We start from the raw sequence: 18,327 nt of genomic DNA on the forward strand, positions 1-18,327 counted from the left end.
GCAAGCAATTTAGCCACAGGTTTTCCCGAGCGGATTTGTCACAGTGCTTGATCCTTTATGTGTCCGGGTTAGTAGGCCACACTTTTGTCATGCGAACACTGTCGTGTGTGATTGATTAAGAACAACGATCAAACTATTTTTACGGTATTCTCCATACACATCACAATTAACGTTACCGTCCATTATTCCTCACAAAAATTTCACATTACCCTCTCCCAAATATTACGCACCAATAACCATAGCCATTAATTGACATGCCCTAGGATGAGTGGTATGAATAGGTGGTACTGCTTAGGCTTTCATCTAATGATGACACAAGATAATATTCCCAAGAACGAAACAATTCATCCCCGCAACGGCTTCCCCTCAAACCAAGACGGAGGGTTCTACTCATGAATCCAGCCTTCACCTTGCCAGGATCTTCGGGCACCTTTCATCCGTGGGCATTACTTTTCGCCCAAAACGCAGAGAAAGACCTGGATTTTGATGATGGATTGGATGATATGGATGACCTCGATCCCAAGCCGCCAAGCCGACGTCCGCTCGTATTAATTCTCCTGCTTCTCATCATTGCGGGGGTCGGGTATTTCCTGATGGACCCTGGCGCCCTCTCATCCTTGACAAGCATGATCACGGCCCCAGCATCTAAAACCCAAGATCAGGCAGTCGACTCCAATACTCCAACTCGCAGTGAAGGGAAAGCCGCGTCAACTTCACACCCACCGACTCCCTCATACCGAGAGGGCCAGTTGGTCGCCGTAGTCACTCCGCATGACGGCCCAAGCACCATAAAACTGTCAGGAGATGCTGAGGGCAAACAACCAGGCCCCTTGGTTAAAACGGGAGAACTCCTCACCATCTTAGATGGAGCCATCGTAGAAAATACGTGGATTTATCTCGTCCATACTAAGTCAGGAGCCTCGGGGTGGGTCAGTGAGCACCAACTCAAAGCCCAGTCCTAGCATCCCTTTGTTCCACCCAAATCATCCCCTACCATTCAAGCATTTCATTCGGGGTTGTTGTAAAAACACGCAAACTCCGTCAAAACCTTTTTTCACCTAGAAACTTTCGTTACAATCCCTACACTGTTTGGTGAAAGAAATCTTTCCACCTCGTGTAATCATCGATAACATTCATGACACCCACCATGACCCCAGATGAAGCCCAGGCCTATTGCACGGCAAAAACCAAAGCCAGCGGAAGCAACTTCTATTATTCCTTTTTTTTCCTTCCACGCTTTCGCCGAGAGGCGATGTATACGGTGTACACTTTTTGTCATGAAGTGGATGATGCTGTCGATCACCCACCTACAGGTACCAACCCCCAGGAACAGCTTTCACAGTGGCGTCAGGAGATCAAAGCAATTTACCAAGGAACGCCGCGCCACCCTGTCACGATTAGTCTGGCTGAACACGTCAAGCGATTAGGCATTCCTGAAGAATACCTCCAAGAACTCGTCACCGGCATGGAGATGGATTTAACCCAAACACGATATACCACCTTTGAGAACCTTTATCCCTATTGTTACCGCGTCGCCTCCATAGTTGGATTAATCTGTCTCAAAGTGTTTGGCACACAAGACCCTCGGGCTCAAGAATATGCCATCAATCTTGGGGTCGCGTTTCAACTCACGAATATATTGCGGGACGTCGGCGCTGATTCCGACCGCCAGCGCATCTATTTACCCCAAGAAGACTTGGCCAGATTCAAATATTCCGAACAGGAGCTATTGACGAAAACACGCTCAGCCCAATTTCTCGAACTCATGAAATTCGAAGCGAATCGGGCGCACGAGTTTTACCAGAAGGCCCAAGCCGTCTATGACACACTCCCCAAAAGCGATCGCAAATCGCTCCTTCCTGCCGAAATTATGCGTGGCGTTTATTTCAAAATATTGACTCGTATACAATCTTCAAACTACGCGGTCTTTGAATCCCGAATCCGAATATCCCCCCCCTTGCGTATTCTTATCGCCCTCAAGAGTTGGCTGCAGACTTCCTTCAACAATGGTTTTAGCGTCAGACCATGAACCCCCGTGTACTCATCCTTGGCAATACCCTAGCAGGATTAGTTACGGCTTGGAGATTAGGTATGGCAGGATTTCAGGTCACCATTCTCTATGCCTCCGAAAGTGCCGAGGAAGAACAGGTTGCTCGGTCTATGCCATTTGTAGGGTACGGTCCACACAAACATACCGACTCGCTAAGACAGGAATTAGAAATTCCAACGAGTCATTCACGCTGGGATCCCTTAGGATTGGAATTCATGACGGCCACTACCCAAACTGCGAAATTCCCGAATCCCCCACTTCCAACTCCATGGCGCACTCTTTTGGGAATCGCAAAGTTTTCGGCTTTGCCCGTAAGTCGTCGATGGAATCTTCTGAATTACATTGAAAAGGTCTGGGAAAAGAAAGAGGCCTTACCCAATTCTTTGGACCTGCGAAGCGCTGAGTCTTGGCTAACCTCTATTGGGCAACCCCTCCCCGTTCAAAATGCCGTTTGGAATCCTTTGTGTCGATTTCTCTTGGGTGCCAGCCTGTCTCACACTCGCGCGGGAAGTTTCACCAACATTGTCACCCGAGTTTTTTTTCAATCCAGCTATGACAGGCCGCACATCCCTGAATATCCGGATTTCATTTCCTCCCTCACGCAAGCGCTCCATAAACAACTTGAGCAACTGGGGGTAACAAAGCATCCAGTTCCAGCCATCGAACATTTGCAGGTATCCTCCGAAAGGATCAGCGGCGTCTGTTTATCCGATGGCACCATCCGCACCGCAGACTGGTACGTGAGCGCACTACCTCCAAAGATGCTGACTTCCTTGCTTTCTGAACGACTGCTCGCCCGGTATGCAATGTTTCATCAGATGAGTCAGCAAACATTTGCTCCGATTATAGCCTTTAATGTTTTTGCAGACGGTAATATCAAGACACCCCGCTTTCTCCTGCATCCAGGCCCATTCGCCTGGACTTTGTGCCGCGGGACTTTTTTTGCGGGGGAACCGGCAACCTTGGTATCGTGCGTTTCCCTGGGTGCCCAAGACCTTTTCTCACAGACGGACGACCACCTGACGACCTTGGCATTACAACACCTCGACGGCATGGCGGCATATATTCCCCATTTACATGTCCCGAGTGTTCGAGGACATTCTTTGGTACGACAATCATTGGGATTTACCCCGCAGACTCCTGGGGTAAGCCCTTCTCGCCCCTCAAATCACACTCCGCTTTCCAATCTGTTTCTTACAGGAAGCTGGACGGATACGAATGCGACGAGTGAATTGGAAAGCGCAATTTGTAGTGGAGATTTGTGTGCACAAGCCGTGACTCAACTCGCGAGTCATTGACAATCAGGAATTCTGCTCCCTATGATTCGGCTCCATGAAACTCGCTGACCTCCATGACTCTTTACGAGATTGCCAAGCTTGCCGTCTGGCATCTTCTGGACGGACGCAAGTGGTCTTTGGCACAGGCAATCCTCATGCGTCCATCATGTTTGTCGGTGAAGCGCCAGGATTCCATGAAGACAAACAGGGGGTGCCATTTGTTGGCGCGGCAGGAAAACTCTTGACGGGATTATTAGAATCCGTTGGGCTCTCGCGGGAGGAAATTTACATTGCCAATGTGATTAAGTGTCGGCCTCCCAATAACCGCAATCCGCAACCCGACGAGATCGAAACTTGCAAGCCTTTTCTCCTCCAGCAAATTCAACTCATTAATCCCAAGCTCGTATGCTCGCTCGGGAACTTTGCCATGCAAACCTTGTTGGAAAAGAAAATTGGAATTACGAAAGTTCGCGGGCAAGTGTTTCGGCTACCGGAGTTTATCCTCTTTCCACTTCTCCACCCTGCCGCCGCTCTTCACCAGGGAAATCTCATGACCCCACTTCGAGAAGACTTTCAAAAGCTCAAGAAAGTTCTCGATGAAATGACCACAGCACCGGAAACATCTCCCCCTGCGCCAAACACACCTGTTCAAATGGATTTATTTTAATCTGCCTTGAATTTTGGTTTTATTCCACGTCCGCAGCCTCACCTAAACGCTTAATGTTTTGCATAATTTTTGCGGTCATTGCTTCTAGCTGATCGCGTTGAGGTGTAGGATTTCGAGCAAAACTGAGAGGTTCTCCATAGCGCACCACTACTGAACCTGGAGTGCAAATCGTTCCCCACATTGACTCGGGCCGCTTCTCCTTCCATCGGAGCGAGACTGGAATCACCGGCACGCCGGTTTTCGCCGACAGATACGCCACGCCGAGATGTCCGGATTCATCTCGAAAATTATCGATGCCCCCTTCCGGAAATAACGCCACCACGTGTCCACGATCAAGTACGCGCATCATGGCACGGATCGACCCAACGTCCCGCGCCCCACGGCGCACCGGAATTACCTGAAACGCTCGAAACACCCATCGAGTCCCCCACCGCTCATAAATTTCATGGGCCATGAGAAATTGCAGGGGCCGTCCGGCAGTCGCCAGCAATACCAATGGATCGCCCATAGTTGAATGGTCTGAGACTAAAATGGCTGGGCCATGGGAAGGGAGAGGGCTTGGAGATCTGGGCTTGACCCCGTACATGATTCGGCAAACAAGGGAATTCAGATGTTTGAGGAATGGATACACCCAGGTGGCTGAGATCATCATGACGCGACCTCTATGCTCATCTCGCGGTGCGTGGAATTGTTGAAAGGATGAAACTTGCCAGAAGGCCTTTCCCAACACACTACTTTAGCCTGAGGAAAATCACGGCCAAGTGTTCGGAGCAAGAGCCCTTCCCCCCACCGATGGTGAGGGAAAACGACTAACACTATAAATTACAAAGATTTCTTTGCTGACTCAGATGGCGCGGAATCTGCCGTCGCAGCCTCCGCCGCATCTTCGCCCTCTTCATTCGGGGGAGGTAATTCCTCCAGTTCCTCCTCAGAACCTTCAAACCATTTCACCAACATGTCTTCCCACCAGACTTGATCCACATCCGCCCCAGGATCAACCCCGAGAAAAGCCACTTGTTCTGTCGTGAAAGTTGGATCAATTTCATCGGGACGATGCTTGGCGCGATCAATAACTTCTTTGGTCGCATACCCACCAACGATCCATGAAGGTGCATCGGCACGTCGAGATTTATAGGCCTGCAACGCCCGTTTGAGATGCAGAAAGATTTTTCGCTGTATGTCATCCTCTATTCCACTCTGCGGCAAACTTAAAGTTTTTTCGATTTTCTTCCGCCATTCTCTGGCATCATAGCGCGAGGTAATTAATTGTAAGGCCTTAGCTCCATCTTCAGTATCAAGCGGCATTCGTCACTCCTCTAAAAATCGGTTTCAAGATTCCGGAATAATAGTATCGGTGAACCCCTGCGTCTGCAGACATTCCCGACTTCGTTGGGCATCACCTTCCCGTACATAAAAAAATACACCGGGATAGGTCCCCCCTAAGAACGACTGGTTTTGGTAAGTTTCAATATTCATGGCATAATCAATGTTCTGTTCACTCAATGCCGTTTCCGCGTGTTCGGCATCCACCACATTACCCGCGATATACACCAATTCCGGGTTTCGTTCTGAAAACTCTTCTAACGTAAATCGTGCCACGGGTGTCAATCAATGGTGGGATACTAGGCTACAGGAGGCTGCGGTTCCGCGCAATCTACTTTGTCGATCTTGACTTGACCTAATTGCCGGCCACTGTCATCTCGGCAATTTTTACGGTAGGGCTTGCCATGCGGCCACGAAATTCCAAATCATTACCGATCACTTCAATCTGTTCGAAAATCCGCTTCAAATTCCCTGCGATGGTCACCTCTTCCACCGGATAGGCAAGTTCGCCATTTTCAATCCAAAAACCCGAAGCTCCACGCGAGTAATCCCCGGTCACCATGTTCACGCCGAACCCGATTAATTCCGTCACATACAATCCCTGCTTTACAGACCCGATAATTTCTTTGGGAGTCGTCGTGCCCGGTTGTAAAAAGAAGTTCGTGGTGGAAACAGAAGGATTTTCCCCGATACTCCGTGCGGCATTGCCTGTGGAAGGCATTCCCAACTTTTTCCCGGAATAGGTATCCAAGAGATAGCTGGACAACACGCCACGATCCAACACCACATTTTTTCGAGTGGCCAACCCTTCGCCATCAAACGGTCTCGATCCCAATCCCCCAACCATCCGTCCGTCATCGATCACCGAAACAAACTCCGGGGCAATCCGTTGGCCCAATTGTCCTAAGAGAAAGGACGCGCCTTTATAGAGTGAATATCCGGAGACCGCCGTTGCTAAATGGCCTAACAAACTCTCAGCCATTTCTGGATCAAATATGACCGGTACCCGTTGGGTACTTACTTTTTTTGCGCCCAAGCGTCGGACGGTTCGCTGCGCGGCTATTTGCCCGATGGTCTCTGGTGAATCGAGCAATGAATACTTGCGCTGAACCGTGTACCATGAGTCCCGCTGCATTCCACCGCCATTTTTTTCATCCACCGCAATGGGCGTCACGGATAAGGAAAATCGTGAACTGCGATGGGAATCAAGAAATCCATGAGTATTGGCCAGCACGACTAACCCGTTCCCATACGCGCAATCCGCCCCTTCTGAATTGGTGATCCGAGCATCAGCAGCCATGGCCGCATCTTCCGCGCGTCTGGCCAACGAAATTTCTTCATCCATAGACAAGGTTGTTGGGTCAAATAAGTCCAATTCGGGATGATCGCTGGCCATCGCCGCCGCATCCGGCAGGCCCGAGGTCTCATCTTCGGCCACGGCCTTAGCAAGGGTGCAGGTATCGGCCACCAACTGATCCAAAGATTTCGGAGTGAAATCCGAGGTCGAGGAACTCGCCGACCGTTTGCCAAAAAAAACCCGAATGCCGAGACTTTTTTCCCTGGCCTTACTCAGCCGATCCACCGACGACAGCCGAACTTGAACCGACACGGAATCCCCTTCGGCCACCAGCACGTCGGCACTCGTCACCCCATGGGTTTTGGCTCTTTCAATTAAATCAGCAGCCACATGGCGAAGATGGTCTGAGGAATCTGTCATAATCGTAGGTCCTTGGTAAGAAAATAGGAGGTGAGGATGAACAAAAAATCTACATCTCGCATGGGGTTATTTTTAAACAACGGAAACTAAGCGGAAGTTCCCCCCACGGTTATTTCGTCAATCCGAATGGTTGGCAATCCTACACCTACAGGCACGGATTGGCCCTCTTTTCCGCAAGTGCCGATTCCAGAATCTAACTTCAGGTCATGGCCGACCATGGAAACCTGCTTCAGAATTTCCGGGCCGCTACCGATGAGAGTCGCGCCTTTCACAGGCTTCGTGACCTTTCCATCTTCGATCAAGTAGGCTTCGCTCGCGGAAAACACAAACTTCCCATTCGTAATATCCACTTGCCCGCCCCCAAATGATGTCGCGTACAGACCGTTCTTAACGGAACCAATAATTTCCTCTGGATCAGATTTTCCCGCGAGCATGAACGTATTCGTCATGCGAGGCAACACGATGCTGCGAAAATCTTCACGTCGGCCATTGCCTGTCAGGGGAATGCCCAAGAGCCGCGCATTGAGCCGATCCGTAATATAGCCACGCAAAATGCCATCTTCGATAAGCACCGTCCGCGTCGTGGGCGTTCCTTCGTCATCGATATTCAAGGACCCCCTGCGCGACGGCAAGGTCCCATCATCGACAATAGTGCACACATCAGAAGCTACCCGTTGCCTTAGAAGATTGCTAAACGCCGAGGTTTTCCTGCGATTAAAATCGGCTTCGAGTCCATGCCCAATGGCTTCATGCAATAAGATGCCTGGCCAGCCTCCCGCTAAAACGACAGGCATTACACCAGCAGGAGCATCTACCGCGCTCAAGTTTAAAATTGCTTGGCGGGCCGCTTCTCGCGCATAATCTCGAGCCCGATCTTCTTCGTGATAAAACGAAAACCCAATGCGCCCCCCGCCGCCATACGATCCCACCTGCCGATTGGAACCCTCTTCAGCAATACAGGTGACTTGCAATCTTGAAAGTGGTTGCACGTCACCCACCATGAGGCCATCGCTGGTAGCCACCATCATCACTTTTTGCTCAGAGTTAAAAGACGCCATGACCTTCGTGATCCGTGGATCATATTTCCGGGCCTCTGCATCAATCATATTCAAAAGATCCACCCGGTCTTTGGTGGCAATCTCGGTATTAGGCTTGTCGATAGGATACAGGTTTTGAGCAAGTTGGGGATTGTGTGTGACCGGCACTGGGGAATCACCCTGAGGGGAATTCGCGATATACCGAGCGGTATCGGCCGCGATTTCTAAATCGCGTTTCGATAGTTCATCGGAATAGGCAAATCCGGTTTTTTCACCGGCCGTGGCACGAACCCCCGCGCCTTGGGAAATGCTTTTCACAGCCCGCTTGACGATCCCCTCTTCCATGGAGACTGATTCGGCGATGGTCGATTCAATGTAGATATCCGCATAATCGACATCCTGGACCTTCATTCGGCCCAGCGCATGTTGAATTTCATTTTCCTGAAGCGAGAAATGGGCAAGGTCAACAACTTGTGGTTCCACGAGTGCTCCAAATAAGGTTTGGGGGAGTGTTTAGAACTTTGAAGGCTCAGGATGGAGTATAGCCGATGGGTTTTGGCTGCGCAATTTTCAAAAGGATTAATACTTTTATGGGGTTTCATCACCATTCGACGATGTCCTTTTGTTTCGCAAATGAAGGAAGTCGATTGCAGGGGCGAAGTCCTGTCAAATCATAATTCCTCCCCTCTACGAATAATCACCAAAAGAATTATAAAATCCTCACGATTTTGATCTGACGCGAGGAAGATAGATCCTTCGCAAAAACCTCCAGGATGACAAAACGAGACGAAGTGCTAGAGATCACAGCCCACACGCCTTAGATATTTTTAAAAGGACGAAAGAAAATGCCGATGCGAAACAATTGACAATACCCAACTTCACGATTAGACTATTTTTTTAGGCGACATCCTCCGCTTGAGGGGATCGTTTCTACGTAAGGTCTTTCCAGGACGGAATGGATATTACTTCTTCAGCCGACATCCAATCAGAACTCACCGAGCAAGAACTCCTGTTGGGGCTTGACGCTGATCAACTGCCCCGCCATGTGGCGATTATTATGGATGGGAATGGGCGCTGGGCTTCCGGTCGGGGACTTCCTCGCATTGCCGGACACCGTGAAGGGCTCGCGGCTCTCCGTGAAGTCATCAATGTGTTCGATGAGCTGCATATTCCCATGCTCACCATTTACGCGTTTTCCCACGAAAACTGGAACCGACCCAAAGCCGAAATTACGCTCTTGATGTCTCTCCTGGATCAATTTCTGCAGAAGGAACGACAAACGTTTCAAGATCGAAAAATGCGGTTTTTGCCAATCGGCCGTTTGCATTTGTTACCGGATGCGGTTCAAGCTCTCGTCCATGAAGTTGCCAACGAGACGGCCCATTATACGGATCGGATCCTTACCGTCGCTCTCAGTTACGGAGGCCGGTCGGAAATTCTTGATGCCGTCAATGACCTGCTAGATGACTCTAGGACCGGCAAGATTTCTGGGCCCATCACGGAAAGCCAATTTGAACACTATCTCACGACCGCAGACCTCCCTGATCCTGATCTTCTGATTCGCACCAGCGGCGAAGCTCGAATCAGCAACTTCCTACTCTGGCAAATTGCCTACACCGAATTGTATTTTACAAAAGTCCTCTGGCCAGACTTTCGTCGACGCGAGGTGCTCATTGCCCTCCTGGACTATCAAAAACGAGAGCGTCGGTTTGGGCGTGTCACCCAAGCCGTTTCCCCCCAAAGCACCTTGTGAAACCCGATGTGGGCTCCTCACCTATCACACCTGAGACTCCACCGCTAACGCCGAAAGCCCTACCACCTCGATTTGATCCCAAACGTATTTACTCCGCCCTGGTGTTTATTCCTTTGTTCTATGTCCTCACCCGACACCTTCCTCCCATCTTTTTCTTTTTTCTTATTGCCGCAGTGTCGTGTTTGGCGATGTGGGAATTTTTTGGGCTCACCTTGTCGCCTCAGGATCGCCAGCAAGCTTCGATCATTGGGTTGTTCGGTGGCGGCATCATGTTGCTCTCTCTACAATGGCCAAATCTTCTAGGATTTCACACCGCCTTGATTGCGATTCTTGCTGTGCTGATTGCCTTCCAAGTAGGGATCGCGCCATCACCTTCCTACGGCAATATCCCCATGCTCTTATTCGGGGTGTTTTATATCAGTTTCACGTTGGGTCATTTTCTGACGATTCGCACACTTTCGGACGGCCCATTTTTAATATTTTTTGTCTTACTGGTGACGTGGGGCGGAGATGCTGCAGCCTATTTTGTGGGAAAAAGTTTCGGGTCTCGCCCGTTGGCCCAAATTCTGAGCCCCAAAAAGACGATCGAAGGGTTGGTGGGTGGTGTGATTGGAGCGATCCTGATAGCATGGCTGGCGAGTCTTTGGTTTTTACCGATATTTACCCTAGCAGATGGTCTCATATTAGGCATAGTCTTGACCCTTCTTGGCACCGTTGGAGACCTTTCGGAATCCGCATTTAAACGCCAGGCCGGAGCCAAAGACTCGGGGAGCTTAATCCCCGGGCATGGTGGATTTTTAGACCGCATTGACAGCCTGCTTCTCACTGTGCCTACATTTTATTATTATATGGTTCTCGTGAAAGGCTCCGAAGCCTTCTCCTAATCCAAAAGGCATTATTCATGAAACAGATCATTATCCTGGGTTCTACCGGCTCCATTGGAGCCAGCACGTTGGACATTATTCAACGGTTTCCCGACCAGTTTTCGGTCTTGGGTTTGGTCGCCGGAAAAAGTGACGACAAACTCGAACAACAGATCCGCATGTTCAAGCCAAAAATCGTCGCTCTCTCTGATGCTCCCGCCGCGAAAAGATTACGTGACCGCCTGGATGATCCGACCGTTCAGGTCTTGGAGGGCCCGGAGGGCATCAAAGAAGTCGCCTGCCACCCGGAAAGTGATTTGGTAATATCCGCGATTGTGGGTGCTGCCGGTTTAGTCCCCACCCTCGCTGCCATTCAAGCCGGACGACGGGTGGCTCTGGCAAATAAGGAGCCCATGGTGATGGCCGGTCAGCTGATGCAGGAGGAGGCCCACCGGCAAGGGCAGCCCATTTTTCCCATCGACAGTGAGCACAGCGCGATTTTCCAATCCTTGGTAGGTCATCGCCGGGAAGATGTGCGGCGTATCATTCTGACAGCTTCGGGGGGCCCTTTTTGGGACTTCACCTACGAACAGATGAAGGACGCCACTCTGGAAAAGGCCCTCAAGCATCCCAACTGGGATATGGGTGCTAAAATCACCATTGATTCAGCCACACTCATGAATAAAGGGCTCGAAGTCATCGAAGCGCGTTGGCTTTTCGATTGCCCTCCTTCTCAACTTGATATTGTCGTGCACCGAGAAAGTATTATCCATTCTTTGGTAGAATATTGTGATGGGTCCGTGATGGCCCAACTTGGATTACCAGACATGCGCACTCCCATTTCCTATGCCATGAATTTTCCAGAAAGAGTGCTGTTAGATCCTCCGCCCTTAAACCTTTGGAACTATGGGAAATTGACGTTTTATCAACCAGACACGAAACGCTTTCCCTGCCTCCGTTTGGCGTACGAAGCCCTTGAAGGTGGAGGCACGCTACCAGCGGTTTTAAATGCGGCCAATGAGATCGCCGTCGATGCTTTTCTGAACAATGGCATCACGTTTATCGACATTGCCCATGTGATTGAAAAAACCTTGGATGCAGCAAACCCTCAGACCTTGACTTCTCTGGACGACGCCCTTGAAGCAGACCGATGGGCGCGAGAGAAGGCGGAATCGTGCATCCACAGCCTGGCTTCATGAAAGTCCTCGACTAACCGGATTTCCCTGTAACGCTATGTCCCCTGATTTTATCTACGTCATTGCACAAAAACTGTGGTGGTTTTTGGTCGTCCTCGGCGTCCTTGTAACCTTTCACGAATATGGACACTTCATTGTCGCCCGATGGGCCGGCGTCAAGGTGTTAAAGTTTTCACTGGGTTTTGGCCCAAAGTTACTAAGTCGTCAGATTGGTGATACAGAATATTTGGTTTCGCTCATTCCACTTGGCGGATACGTCAAAATGTTTGGAGAAGACCTTGGCGAATCCATCTCAGCTGAAGAGCAAGCACAATCGTTTGTCCACAAGCCATTATGGAAGCGTTCGCTCATTGTCGCAGCAGGGCCAGGATTTAATTTTTTGTTGAGCTATCTAATTTTTTGCGTCTGGTTGGCAACCGGGGCTCCCCTTCCCATCCCAACCTTCGAAGAGCTTTCTCCCACCATTGAGGCGATACGTGCCGAATCCCCGGCCAGTGTGGCCGGGCTCCAGGTCGGCGATAAAGTCACACTGATCAACGAGCAAGAAATCTCCACCAAACATGATGTTTTGGGTCTAATAGCTGACAGTCATGGACGTCCTCTCACAATGGAAGTGCTACGAAGTGGGCAACACAAAACATTTGTGGTCACACCCGAACCCCTAGACCCCAACCCTACGGATGAACCCATTTATGTGATCGGCATAGAAGAAGCCGAACCCGTGGTCACTTCGGTAATGCCAGATATGCCTGCCATGGTGGGGGGGTTATTAGAAAATGACCGCATCATCAAGATTGACGAGACTCCCATCCATACCTGGTCCCAAATGACCCAAATCGTTCGAGGAAGCCCAAATTTACCCTTGCTTTTTACTGTGGACCGAGATGGTGCCATTGTAACGGTCACGATTACTCCAGAGGCCCAACAGACCACCGAGGATGATCTGCCGGTGGAAGTTGGAAAAATTGGCATCACCGGACCAGGACGTTCTGTCGTTCGTGCGGAATCTCCCCTCACCGCTTTGTTCCAGGGGATTCGGGCCACATGGGGTTGGTCGGAACTCACAGTGGTGGGCATTTATAAAATGTTCACGGGAGAAATTTCTTCCAAACATTTGGGTGGCCCCATCATGATTGCGAGCGCCTCGGGAACGGCTGCGGAACACGGCATTGCCGATGTGGCGTTTCTGGTCGCGATCTTGAGCATTAATCTCGGGATCCTCAACCTTCTCCCAATTCCAATCTTGGATGGTGGTCACCTCTTTTTCTTTGCCTGCGAAGCCATTTTACGTCGCCCGCTGGGAGAACGTCAGCGTGAGTTTGCTCAGCAAGTGGGATTGGTGTTGCTGTTTAGCATTATGATTTTTGCCTTTTTCAATGATATCCAACGACTTCTTCAATAATCCCCTTCTATCTTTTCCCTGCTTGACAACAGCCCTCTCTTCTCACGATAACAGAAAAACTCACGACGCTGAGCACCATCTTTATTATCCACTTTCATTGACATAAGGTCCTCCTCATTATGCGCACCTCACAAGTCCTCATTCCGACACTTCGCGAAGACCCTGGTGAGGCCGAAGTTGTCAGCCATCGACTCATGCTCAGAGCAGGGATGATTCGAAAAGTCGCCGCAGGGATTTACACTTATTTACCCTTGGGGCTTCGTGTCCTTAAAAAAATTGAAAATATTATTCGGGAAGAAATGAACCGTGCCGGGGCTCAAGAAATTCTCATGCCAATTCTCTCTCCCGCAGAACTTTGGCGCGAAACCGGCCGATGGGAATTTTATGGAAAAGAATTGCTCCGCTGTCAGGATCGCCATGAACGAGACTTTTGTTTTGGCCCCACGCACGAAGAAGTCATCACCGACCTCTTTAGGCGAGAGGTCAACTCATATCGACAGTTGCCAATGAACTGCTACCAAATCCAAACCAAATTCCGTGACGAAATTCGTCCACGGTTTGGCCTCATGCGCGGACGGGAATTCATCATGAAAGATGCTTACAGCTTTGACCGCGATGAGGAGAGCGCCCGCGTGAGCTATCAAAAAATGTATGAGGCTTACGAACGAATTTTCACTCGATGCGGGCTTAACTTTCGCCCAGTCGAAGCAGACAATGGAATGATTGGCGGTACCATGTCGCATGAATTTATGGTTCTCGCAGAAACTGGTGAAGAAACAATTTTGTATGAGGAAGAGGGCACCTACGCTGCCAATGTGGAACGCGCGGAAGTCCTCCCGCCGGCCAGCCCTTCAACGGAGAACCCGTTACCACTCGAAACCAAACACACTCCTGAGATGAAAACCGTTTTGGATGTCTGCCAGTTTTTACAAGTGACTCCTGCCAAATTAGTCAAAACTCTTCTTTATCAGACGAGGGAAGGGGAGATCGTCGCCGTGTTGGTGCGAGGTGATCACGAAGGCAATGATATTAAAATCTCTCGTTTGTTGAACACGGCAGCGGTGACACTTGCCGATGCTGAAACCGTGACCAAAGCCACTTCCGCCCCCGTAGGATTTGCTGGTCCGGTAGGACTGAAGGGTGTAAAGATTGTGGCGGATCATGCCATTCGGGCAATGAAAAATTTTATCGTCGGTGGAAATGCACAAGATACTCACCTCCTGAATGCCAATTGGGATCGTGATTTTACCGTGGATACTTTCGCCGATCTACGACAGGCCCAAGCTGGCGACCCTTCCCCTCGAAGTCAGGCTCCTTTAGTGGCTGCAAAAGGCATTGAGGTTGGACATGTGTTCCTCCTCGGCACCAAATATAGCCAAGCCATGGACGCGACATTTCTGGACGACCAAGGAAAAGACACTCTAGCCATTATGGGATGCTATGGCATTGGCGTCAGTCGAACCGCAGCGGCCTCTATTGAACAAGGCCACGACGCCAAAGGGATGATCTGGCCCGTTCAAATTGCTCCGTTTCACGTACATTTACTTCCTGTTACTAATTCAGAAATGGTGCAGGAAACTACCAAATCTCTGTATCACTCCTTTACCGATGCCGGAATTGAGGTGTTATGGGATGATCGGGACGAACGGGCAGGAGTTAAATTTAATGATGCCGACTTGATCGGGGCTCCCTATCACGTCACTATTGGTGATAAGGGGTTAAAAAATGGTACGATTGAGATCAAACATCGGCGAACAGGAGAAGTCGTAAAAATCGAACCGTCCAGGGTTCTGGCCTACATGAATGAACAACTTGCCCAGTTTCAACTCCCGAGGGTGTAGCTATACGTCTGCGATCCAAGTCCCTTTGTTCTTTGATCGGGGTTGGGTCAAAAAAAATGACGCCAGTAATTCCTTTAGAATCTCGGACTTACGTTGACAAAAGAAATAATGGGATGCTAGCTTACGAAATTTAAAGGGAAAGTGTGTAAACCTATGGGCGACGTTGAATGATTACGCAAATGAATGTGCGGGGTCTATTATTTGACCCTTATAATAATGCCTACATCGTGATACTTCGTGATGAACAAAATTCTGATATGCTACCAATTTGGGTCGGAAAGTCAGAAGCCAGCGCCATTAGCTTTGCCCTAGAAAGCATCGCTCCCCCAAGACCAATGACTCATGACCTCATGAAAGCGATTCTCGACAACATCGACGCCAAGGTATTAAGCGCCGTCGTCACCGACTTAAAAGACAATACCTATTTTGCCAAAATCCATCTTTGGTACGGCGACTCTGAGTATTCCATCGATTCCCGTCCAAGTGATGCCATCGCCCTTGCCCTTCGTGCGGAAGCGCCAATTTTCACCACGGAAGAGGTCCTCCGGAAACAAAATTCCGAAGAACTTGAACGGTGGCTTGAAAATCTCAAACCCGAAGATTTTGGAAAATCCGAAACATAATGAGCGTTGAACAAAATACTGATCTTGTCCCGCTGAAGGTTCATGGGGTCTTGGTTGATCCCAACACTGATACTCAAATCGTGGTATTGCGCGATGAGACGAATGCCGATGTATTGCCGATTTGGGTGGGAACAGCAGAAGGAACGTCAATTCGATTGGCCCTGGAAGGGATTGTTCCGCCACGTCCCATGAGTCACGATCTTATCACCAGCCTGACAGATCATCTCGGAATGACCATAAGCCATATTGTGGTCACCGATGTGAAAAATAACACCTATTTTGCCACTGTACATTTGCTATCCAATGGGTTAGAAAGAACGGTAGACGCGAGGCCGAGTGATGCCATCGCTATTGCATTACGGGCCAAAAGTCCGATTTACGTCACCCAGGATGTATTAAAACGCCGGGGTGGAGACAATCTAGATGCCTGGCTTGCCAAACTAGACCCTCAACAATTTGGGCAGACTGAAGTTTAGATGATTTTTTCAAGCACTCGAATGGAGAAGCACTAATGCGTACCTTTCAAGCGAAGCCTCTCGAAGTCACTCGGCGGTGGCATATTCTGGATGCCAAAGGCGCCACCCTTGGACGATTGGCTACCCAGGCAGCCACGCTGCTCCGAGGCAAACACAAACCCACTTTCACTCCCAATGTTGATACGGGTGATCATGTGATAGTCGTCAATGCCAAGGAAGTCCGGTTAACTGGGAAAAAAATGAAAACCAAGACCTACTATAATCATTCAGGCTACCCGGGAGGACTAAAGTCCATTTCGGCTGAACGCCTCATGGTTAAAAAACCTACTGAAGTCGTTAATAAAGCCATTCGGGGGATGCTTCCTAAAACACCCTTAGGCAAGCAGATGGCCAGAAAACTCCGTATCTACGCTGGATCCGACCATCCCCATTCGGCACAAAACCCTGAGCCGTGGTCTTGATTCAGAACCCGCAAAACCTGCAAACCGAGATTCATCAACTTTAGAAAGGCAGATGCATGGCAAGTCAGCGTCAATATGCAACGGGAAAACGAAAGTATGCAATTGCTCGAGCTTGGCTAGAACCAGGTCAGGGCGGAATTACGGTCAATGGTCGAAGTCTGGAACATTACTTCACGCTTGGCCCCCATCGTGTTCGGGTTGAATCACCCCTAGAAAAAACCCATACGCTTGGGCAGTTTCAAATCCGTGCCTCGGTTCGTGGCGGTGGCGTTTCTGGACAAGCTGGAGCGTTGCGTCATGCTATTGCAAAAGCCCTCATTCAGGCCAACCCCGAATTTCGGACTCCCCTAAAGAAAGAGGGTATGCTGACTCGCGATCCTAGAGTCAAGGAGAGAAAGAAATACGGGCAAAAAGGCGCACGAGCCCTATTCCAATATTCCAAACGCTAAGTTTGCTCAGGCTGTACACTTTTCACAAAAAGGGAAGGCCATATGGTCTTCCCTTTTTTCATTCACCAGTTTCCCAGGGATAACGTTCCACGCTTATGGCAAAATCACGAATTAACATCGCCGTTCTCGGAGGTAGTGGGTATACCGGGGGGGAACTTCTTCGACTACTGGCGCAACATCCATACGTTAAGGTCAAAATTGTCACGGGAGACAAAGCCGTAGGGCTCCCCGTTTCTTCCCACTTTCCCAACCTTGAAACCTTTTGTTCACTCGTGTTTCAGCCTATGGATCTGCCAAAGGTTACACAATCCGCCGATCTCGTGTTCATGGCCTTACCTCACACGAAATCGATTGAACCCGTCGCGCATTGTATCAAGGCCAAAAAGCGAGTCATTGATTTAAGCGCAGATTATCGATTATGCGAGCAGAAAACGTATGAAAAATGGTACGGGGTCTCTCATTCTTCGCCCCATCTCTTGCGACAATCCGTCTATGGTATGCCAGAACTCCATCGCACCAAAATATCACGCACCAAGCTTGTGGCCGTTCCCGGATGCTACCCCACAGCAGCCATTCTTCAATTGGCACCTCTTCTGTCAAAACGAATCCTTAAACCGGATTCCATTGTCATCGATGCCAAATCAGGGATCTCGGGAGCTGGCCGGAGTCCAGCCCTACCTTATCATTTTCCGGAAGCCCACGATTCCATGACCGCTTATAAAATTGGGCAACATCGCCACACCCCGGAAATCGAACAAGAGCTCAATAATGTCTATGGAAAAACATCTGTTCGAGCCAAAGGGCGAGCCAAACCATTAACCGTTATGTTCACTCCCCACCTCACGCCTATGAATCGAGGAATCCTCAGCACCGCCTATGGAAAAATGACCAAACCCATCACCACCAAAGCACTCCAGGATTTGTATCGCCGATTCTATCGAAATGAACGATTTATTCGAATTCGAGAGGAATCCACCCAAGTCAGTCCAAACCAGGTGCGTGGATCAAACTTTTGCGACATCGCGATTTTGGCAGACTCCCGCACCGGCAATATTATTACCGTAGCGGCAATAGACAATCTCGTAAAAGGCGCTGCAGGCCAAGCGATTCAATCGATGAATCTTATGATGGGATATCCTGAAGACACCGGGTTGACTTCACCAGGGATTTTCCCGTAGCACATTCTCCCATT

General features: G+C 49.7%; 19 protein-coding genes. 14 read left to right on the top strand and 5 right to left on the bottom strand.

Annotated elements, in window-relative coordinates:
• The first annotated feature begins 392 nt into the window (after positions 1–392).
• The 4 genes from PPG34_RS06215 to PPG34_RS06230 all read left to right on the top strand — a co-directional run bounded on the left by PPG34_RS06215 (position 393) and on the right by PPG34_RS06230 (position 3,994).
• Complete coding sequence (locus PPG34_RS06215) at positions 393–962, top strand: hypothetical protein (RefSeq protein ID WP_313832284.1); 570 nt, start codon at positions 393–395, stop codon at positions 960–962.
• Between the two features lie 173 nt (positions 963–1,135).
• Positions 1,136–2,029: a presqualene diphosphate synthase HpnD gene (gene hpnD, locus PPG34_RS06220; RefSeq protein WP_313832285.1), complete on the top strand. Its 894-nt coding sequence runs from the start codon at positions 1,136–1,138 to the stop codon at positions 2,027–2,029.
• Positions 2,026–3,348 carry an FAD-dependent oxidoreductase gene (locus PPG34_RS06225; RefSeq protein WP_313832286.1) on the top strand — a complete coding sequence of 441 codons (1,323 nt, stop codon included), beginning with the start codon at positions 2,026–2,028 and terminating at the stop codon, positions 3,346–3,348. The genes hpnD and PPG34_RS06225 overlap by 4 nt, the downstream gene beginning before the upstream one ends.
• Before the next feature lie 34 nt (positions 3,349–3,382).
• A complete protein-coding gene (locus PPG34_RS06230; RefSeq protein WP_313832287.1) occupies positions 3,383–3,994 on the top strand; it encodes a uracil-DNA glycosylase in 612 nt (203 codons plus the stop codon).
• Between the two features lie 19 nt (positions 3,995–4,013).
• On the opposite strand, the gene PPG34_RS06235 is transcribed toward PPG34_RS06230, so the two are convergent.
• From PPG34_RS06235 to tldD, 5 genes are all read right to left on the bottom strand, one after another.
• Positions 4,014–4,646 carry a lysophospholipid acyltransferase family protein gene (locus PPG34_RS06235; RefSeq protein WP_313832288.1) on the bottom strand — a complete coding sequence of 211 codons (633 nt, stop codon included), beginning with the start codon at positions 4,644–4,646 and terminating at the stop codon, positions 4,014–4,016.
• A gap of 170 nt (positions 4,647–4,816) precedes the next feature.
• The gene (locus PPG34_RS06240; RefSeq protein WP_313832289.1) at positions 4,817–5,299 is read right to left on the bottom strand and encodes a hypothetical protein; all 483 of its coding nucleotides are present in this window, start codon (positions 5,297–5,299) and stop codon (positions 4,817–4,819) included.
• Positions 5,300–5,323: 24 nt separating this feature from the next.
• Positions 5,324–5,593 (bottom strand): hypothetical protein, encoded by a 270-nt coding sequence (locus tag PPG34_RS06245; RefSeq protein WP_313832290.1) that lies wholly within the window; start codon positions 5,591–5,593, stop codon positions 5,324–5,326.
• Positions 5,594–5,672: 79 nt separating this feature from the next.
• A complete protein-coding gene (locus PPG34_RS06250) occupies positions 5,673–7,034 on the bottom strand; it encodes a TldD/PmbA family protein (protein WP_313832291.1) in 1,362 nt (453 codons plus the stop codon).
• An 86-nt stretch (positions 7,035–7,120) separates the two neighbouring features.
• The gene (gene tldD / locus PPG34_RS06255) at positions 7,121–8,554 is read right to left on the bottom strand and encodes a metalloprotease TldD (RefSeq protein WP_313832292.1); all 1,434 of its coding nucleotides are present in this window, start codon (positions 8,552–8,554) and stop codon (positions 7,121–7,123) included.
• A 472-nt stretch (positions 8,555–9,026) separates the two neighbouring features.
• On the opposite strand from tldD, the gene uppS reads away from it, so the two are divergent.
• From uppS to argC, 10 genes are all read left to right on the top strand, one after another.
• The gene (gene uppS, locus PPG34_RS06260) at positions 9,027–9,824 is read left to right on the top strand and encodes a polyprenyl diphosphate synthase (RefSeq protein WP_313832293.1); all 798 of its coding nucleotides are present in this window, start codon (positions 9,027–9,029) and stop codon (positions 9,822–9,824) included.
• An 8-nt stretch (positions 9,825–9,832) separates the two neighbouring features.
• Positions 9,833–10,708: a phosphatidate cytidylyltransferase gene (locus PPG34_RS06265; protein WP_313832294.1), complete on the top strand. Its 876-nt coding sequence runs from the start codon at positions 9,833–9,835 to the stop codon at positions 10,706–10,708.
• A 17-nt stretch (positions 10,709–10,725) separates the two neighbouring features.
• A complete protein-coding gene (locus PPG34_RS06270) occupies positions 10,726–11,886 on the top strand; it encodes a 1-deoxy-D-xylulose-5-phosphate reductoisomerase (protein WP_313832295.1) in 1,161 nt (386 codons plus the stop codon).
• A 34-nt stretch (positions 11,887–11,920) separates the two neighbouring features.
• Positions 11,921–13,285, top strand: a complete 1,365-nt coding sequence (gene rseP, locus PPG34_RS06275; protein WP_313832296.1) for an RIP metalloprotease RseP — start codon at positions 11,921–11,923, stop codon at positions 13,283–13,285.
• 119 nt (positions 13,286–13,404) lie between these two features.
• Positions 13,405–15,126, top strand: a complete 1,722-nt coding sequence (locus PPG34_RS06280; protein WP_313832297.1) for a proline--tRNA ligase — start codon at positions 13,405–13,407, stop codon at positions 15,124–15,126.
• 167 nt (positions 15,127–15,293) lie between these two features.
• Positions 15,294–15,749: a bifunctional nuclease family protein gene (locus tag PPG34_RS06285; RefSeq protein ID WP_313832298.1), complete on the top strand. Its 456-nt coding sequence runs from the start codon at positions 15,294–15,296 to the stop codon at positions 15,747–15,749.
• Complete coding sequence (locus PPG34_RS06290) at positions 15,749–16,225, top strand: bifunctional nuclease family protein (RefSeq protein WP_313832299.1); 477 nt, start codon at positions 15,749–15,751, stop codon at positions 16,223–16,225. The genes PPG34_RS06285 and PPG34_RS06290 overlap by 1 nt, the downstream gene beginning before the upstream one ends.
• A gap of 35 nt (positions 16,226–16,260) precedes the next feature.
• On the top strand, positions 16,261–16,686 hold the full coding sequence (rplM, locus tag PPG34_RS06295) for a 50S ribosomal protein L13 (protein ID WP_313832300.1): 426 nt from the start codon (positions 16,261–16,263) through the stop codon (positions 16,684–16,686).
• A gap of 56 nt (positions 16,687–16,742) precedes the next feature.
• Entirely contained in the window at positions 16,743–17,135 is a 393-nt protein-coding gene (gene rpsI, locus PPG34_RS06300) for a 30S ribosomal protein S9 (protein WP_313832301.1), read from the top strand.
• 95 nt (positions 17,136–17,230) lie between these two features.
• A complete protein-coding gene (gene argC / locus PPG34_RS06305; RefSeq protein WP_313832302.1) occupies positions 17,231–18,313 on the top strand; it encodes an N-acetyl-gamma-glutamyl-phosphate reductase in 1,083 nt (360 codons plus the stop codon).
• Positions 18,314–18,327: the final 14 nt, after the last annotated feature.

The sequence above is a fragment of the Candidatus Nitronereus thalassa genome, from assembly GCF_032191465.1.
In the GTDB taxonomy this organism is placed as follows: domain Bacteria; phylum Nitrospirota; class Nitrospiria; order Nitrospirales; family UBA8639; genus Nitronereus; species Nitronereus thalassa.

Coding starts and splice junctions, on each gene's coding strand:
- argC (WP_313832302.1), top strand. CDS start 17,231: ATGGCAAAATCACGAATTAACATCGCCGTTCTCGGAGGTAGTGGGTAT.
- hpnD (WP_313832285.1), top strand. CDS start 1,136: ATGACACCCACCATGACCCCAGATGAAGCCCAGGCCTATTGCACGGCA.
- PPG34_RS06225 (WP_313832286.1), top strand. CDS start 2,026: ATGAACCCCCGTGTACTCATCCTTGGCAATACCCTAGCAGGATTAGTT.
- rpsI (WP_313832301.1), top strand. CDS start 16,743: ATGGCAAGTCAGCGTCAATATGCAACGGGAAAACGAAAGTATGCAATT.
- uppS (WP_313832293.1), top strand. CDS start 9,027: ATGGATATTACTTCTTCAGCCGACATCCAATCAGAACTCACCGAGCAA.
- PPG34_RS06215 (WP_313832284.1), top strand. CDS start 393: ATGAATCCAGCCTTCACCTTGCCAGGATCTTCGGGCACCTTTCATCCG.
- PPG34_RS06250 (WP_313832291.1), bottom strand. CDS start 7,034: ATGACAGATTCCTCAGACCATCTTCGCCATGTGGCTGCTGATTTAATT.
- rplM (WP_313832300.1), top strand. CDS start 16,261: ATGCGTACCTTTCAAGCGAAGCCTCTCGAAGTCACTCGGCGGTGGCAT.
- PPG34_RS06240 (WP_313832289.1), bottom strand. CDS start 5,299: ATGCCGCTTGATACTGAAGATGGAGCTAAGGCCTTACAATTAATTACC.
- PPG34_RS06290 (WP_313832299.1), top strand. CDS start 15,749: ATGAGCGTTGAACAAAATACTGATCTTGTCCCGCTGAAGGTTCATGGG.
- rseP (WP_313832296.1), top strand. CDS start 11,921: ATGTCCCCTGATTTTATCTACGTCATTGCACAAAAACTGTGGTGGTTT.
- PPG34_RS06270 (WP_313832295.1), top strand. CDS start 10,726: ATGAAACAGATCATTATCCTGGGTTCTACCGGCTCCATTGGAGCCAGC.
- PPG34_RS06285 (WP_313832298.1), top strand. CDS start 15,294: ATGATTACGCAAATGAATGTGCGGGGTCTATTATTTGACCCTTATAAT.
- PPG34_RS06235 (WP_313832288.1), bottom strand. CDS start 4,646: ATGATGATCTCAGCCACCTGGGTGTATCCATTCCTCAAACATCTGAAT.
- PPG34_RS06230 (WP_313832287.1), top strand. CDS start 3,383: ATGAAACTCGCTGACCTCCATGACTCTTTACGAGATTGCCAAGCTTGC.
- PPG34_RS06280 (WP_313832297.1), top strand. CDS start 13,405: ATGCGCACCTCACAAGTCCTCATTCCGACACTTCGCGAAGACCCTGGT.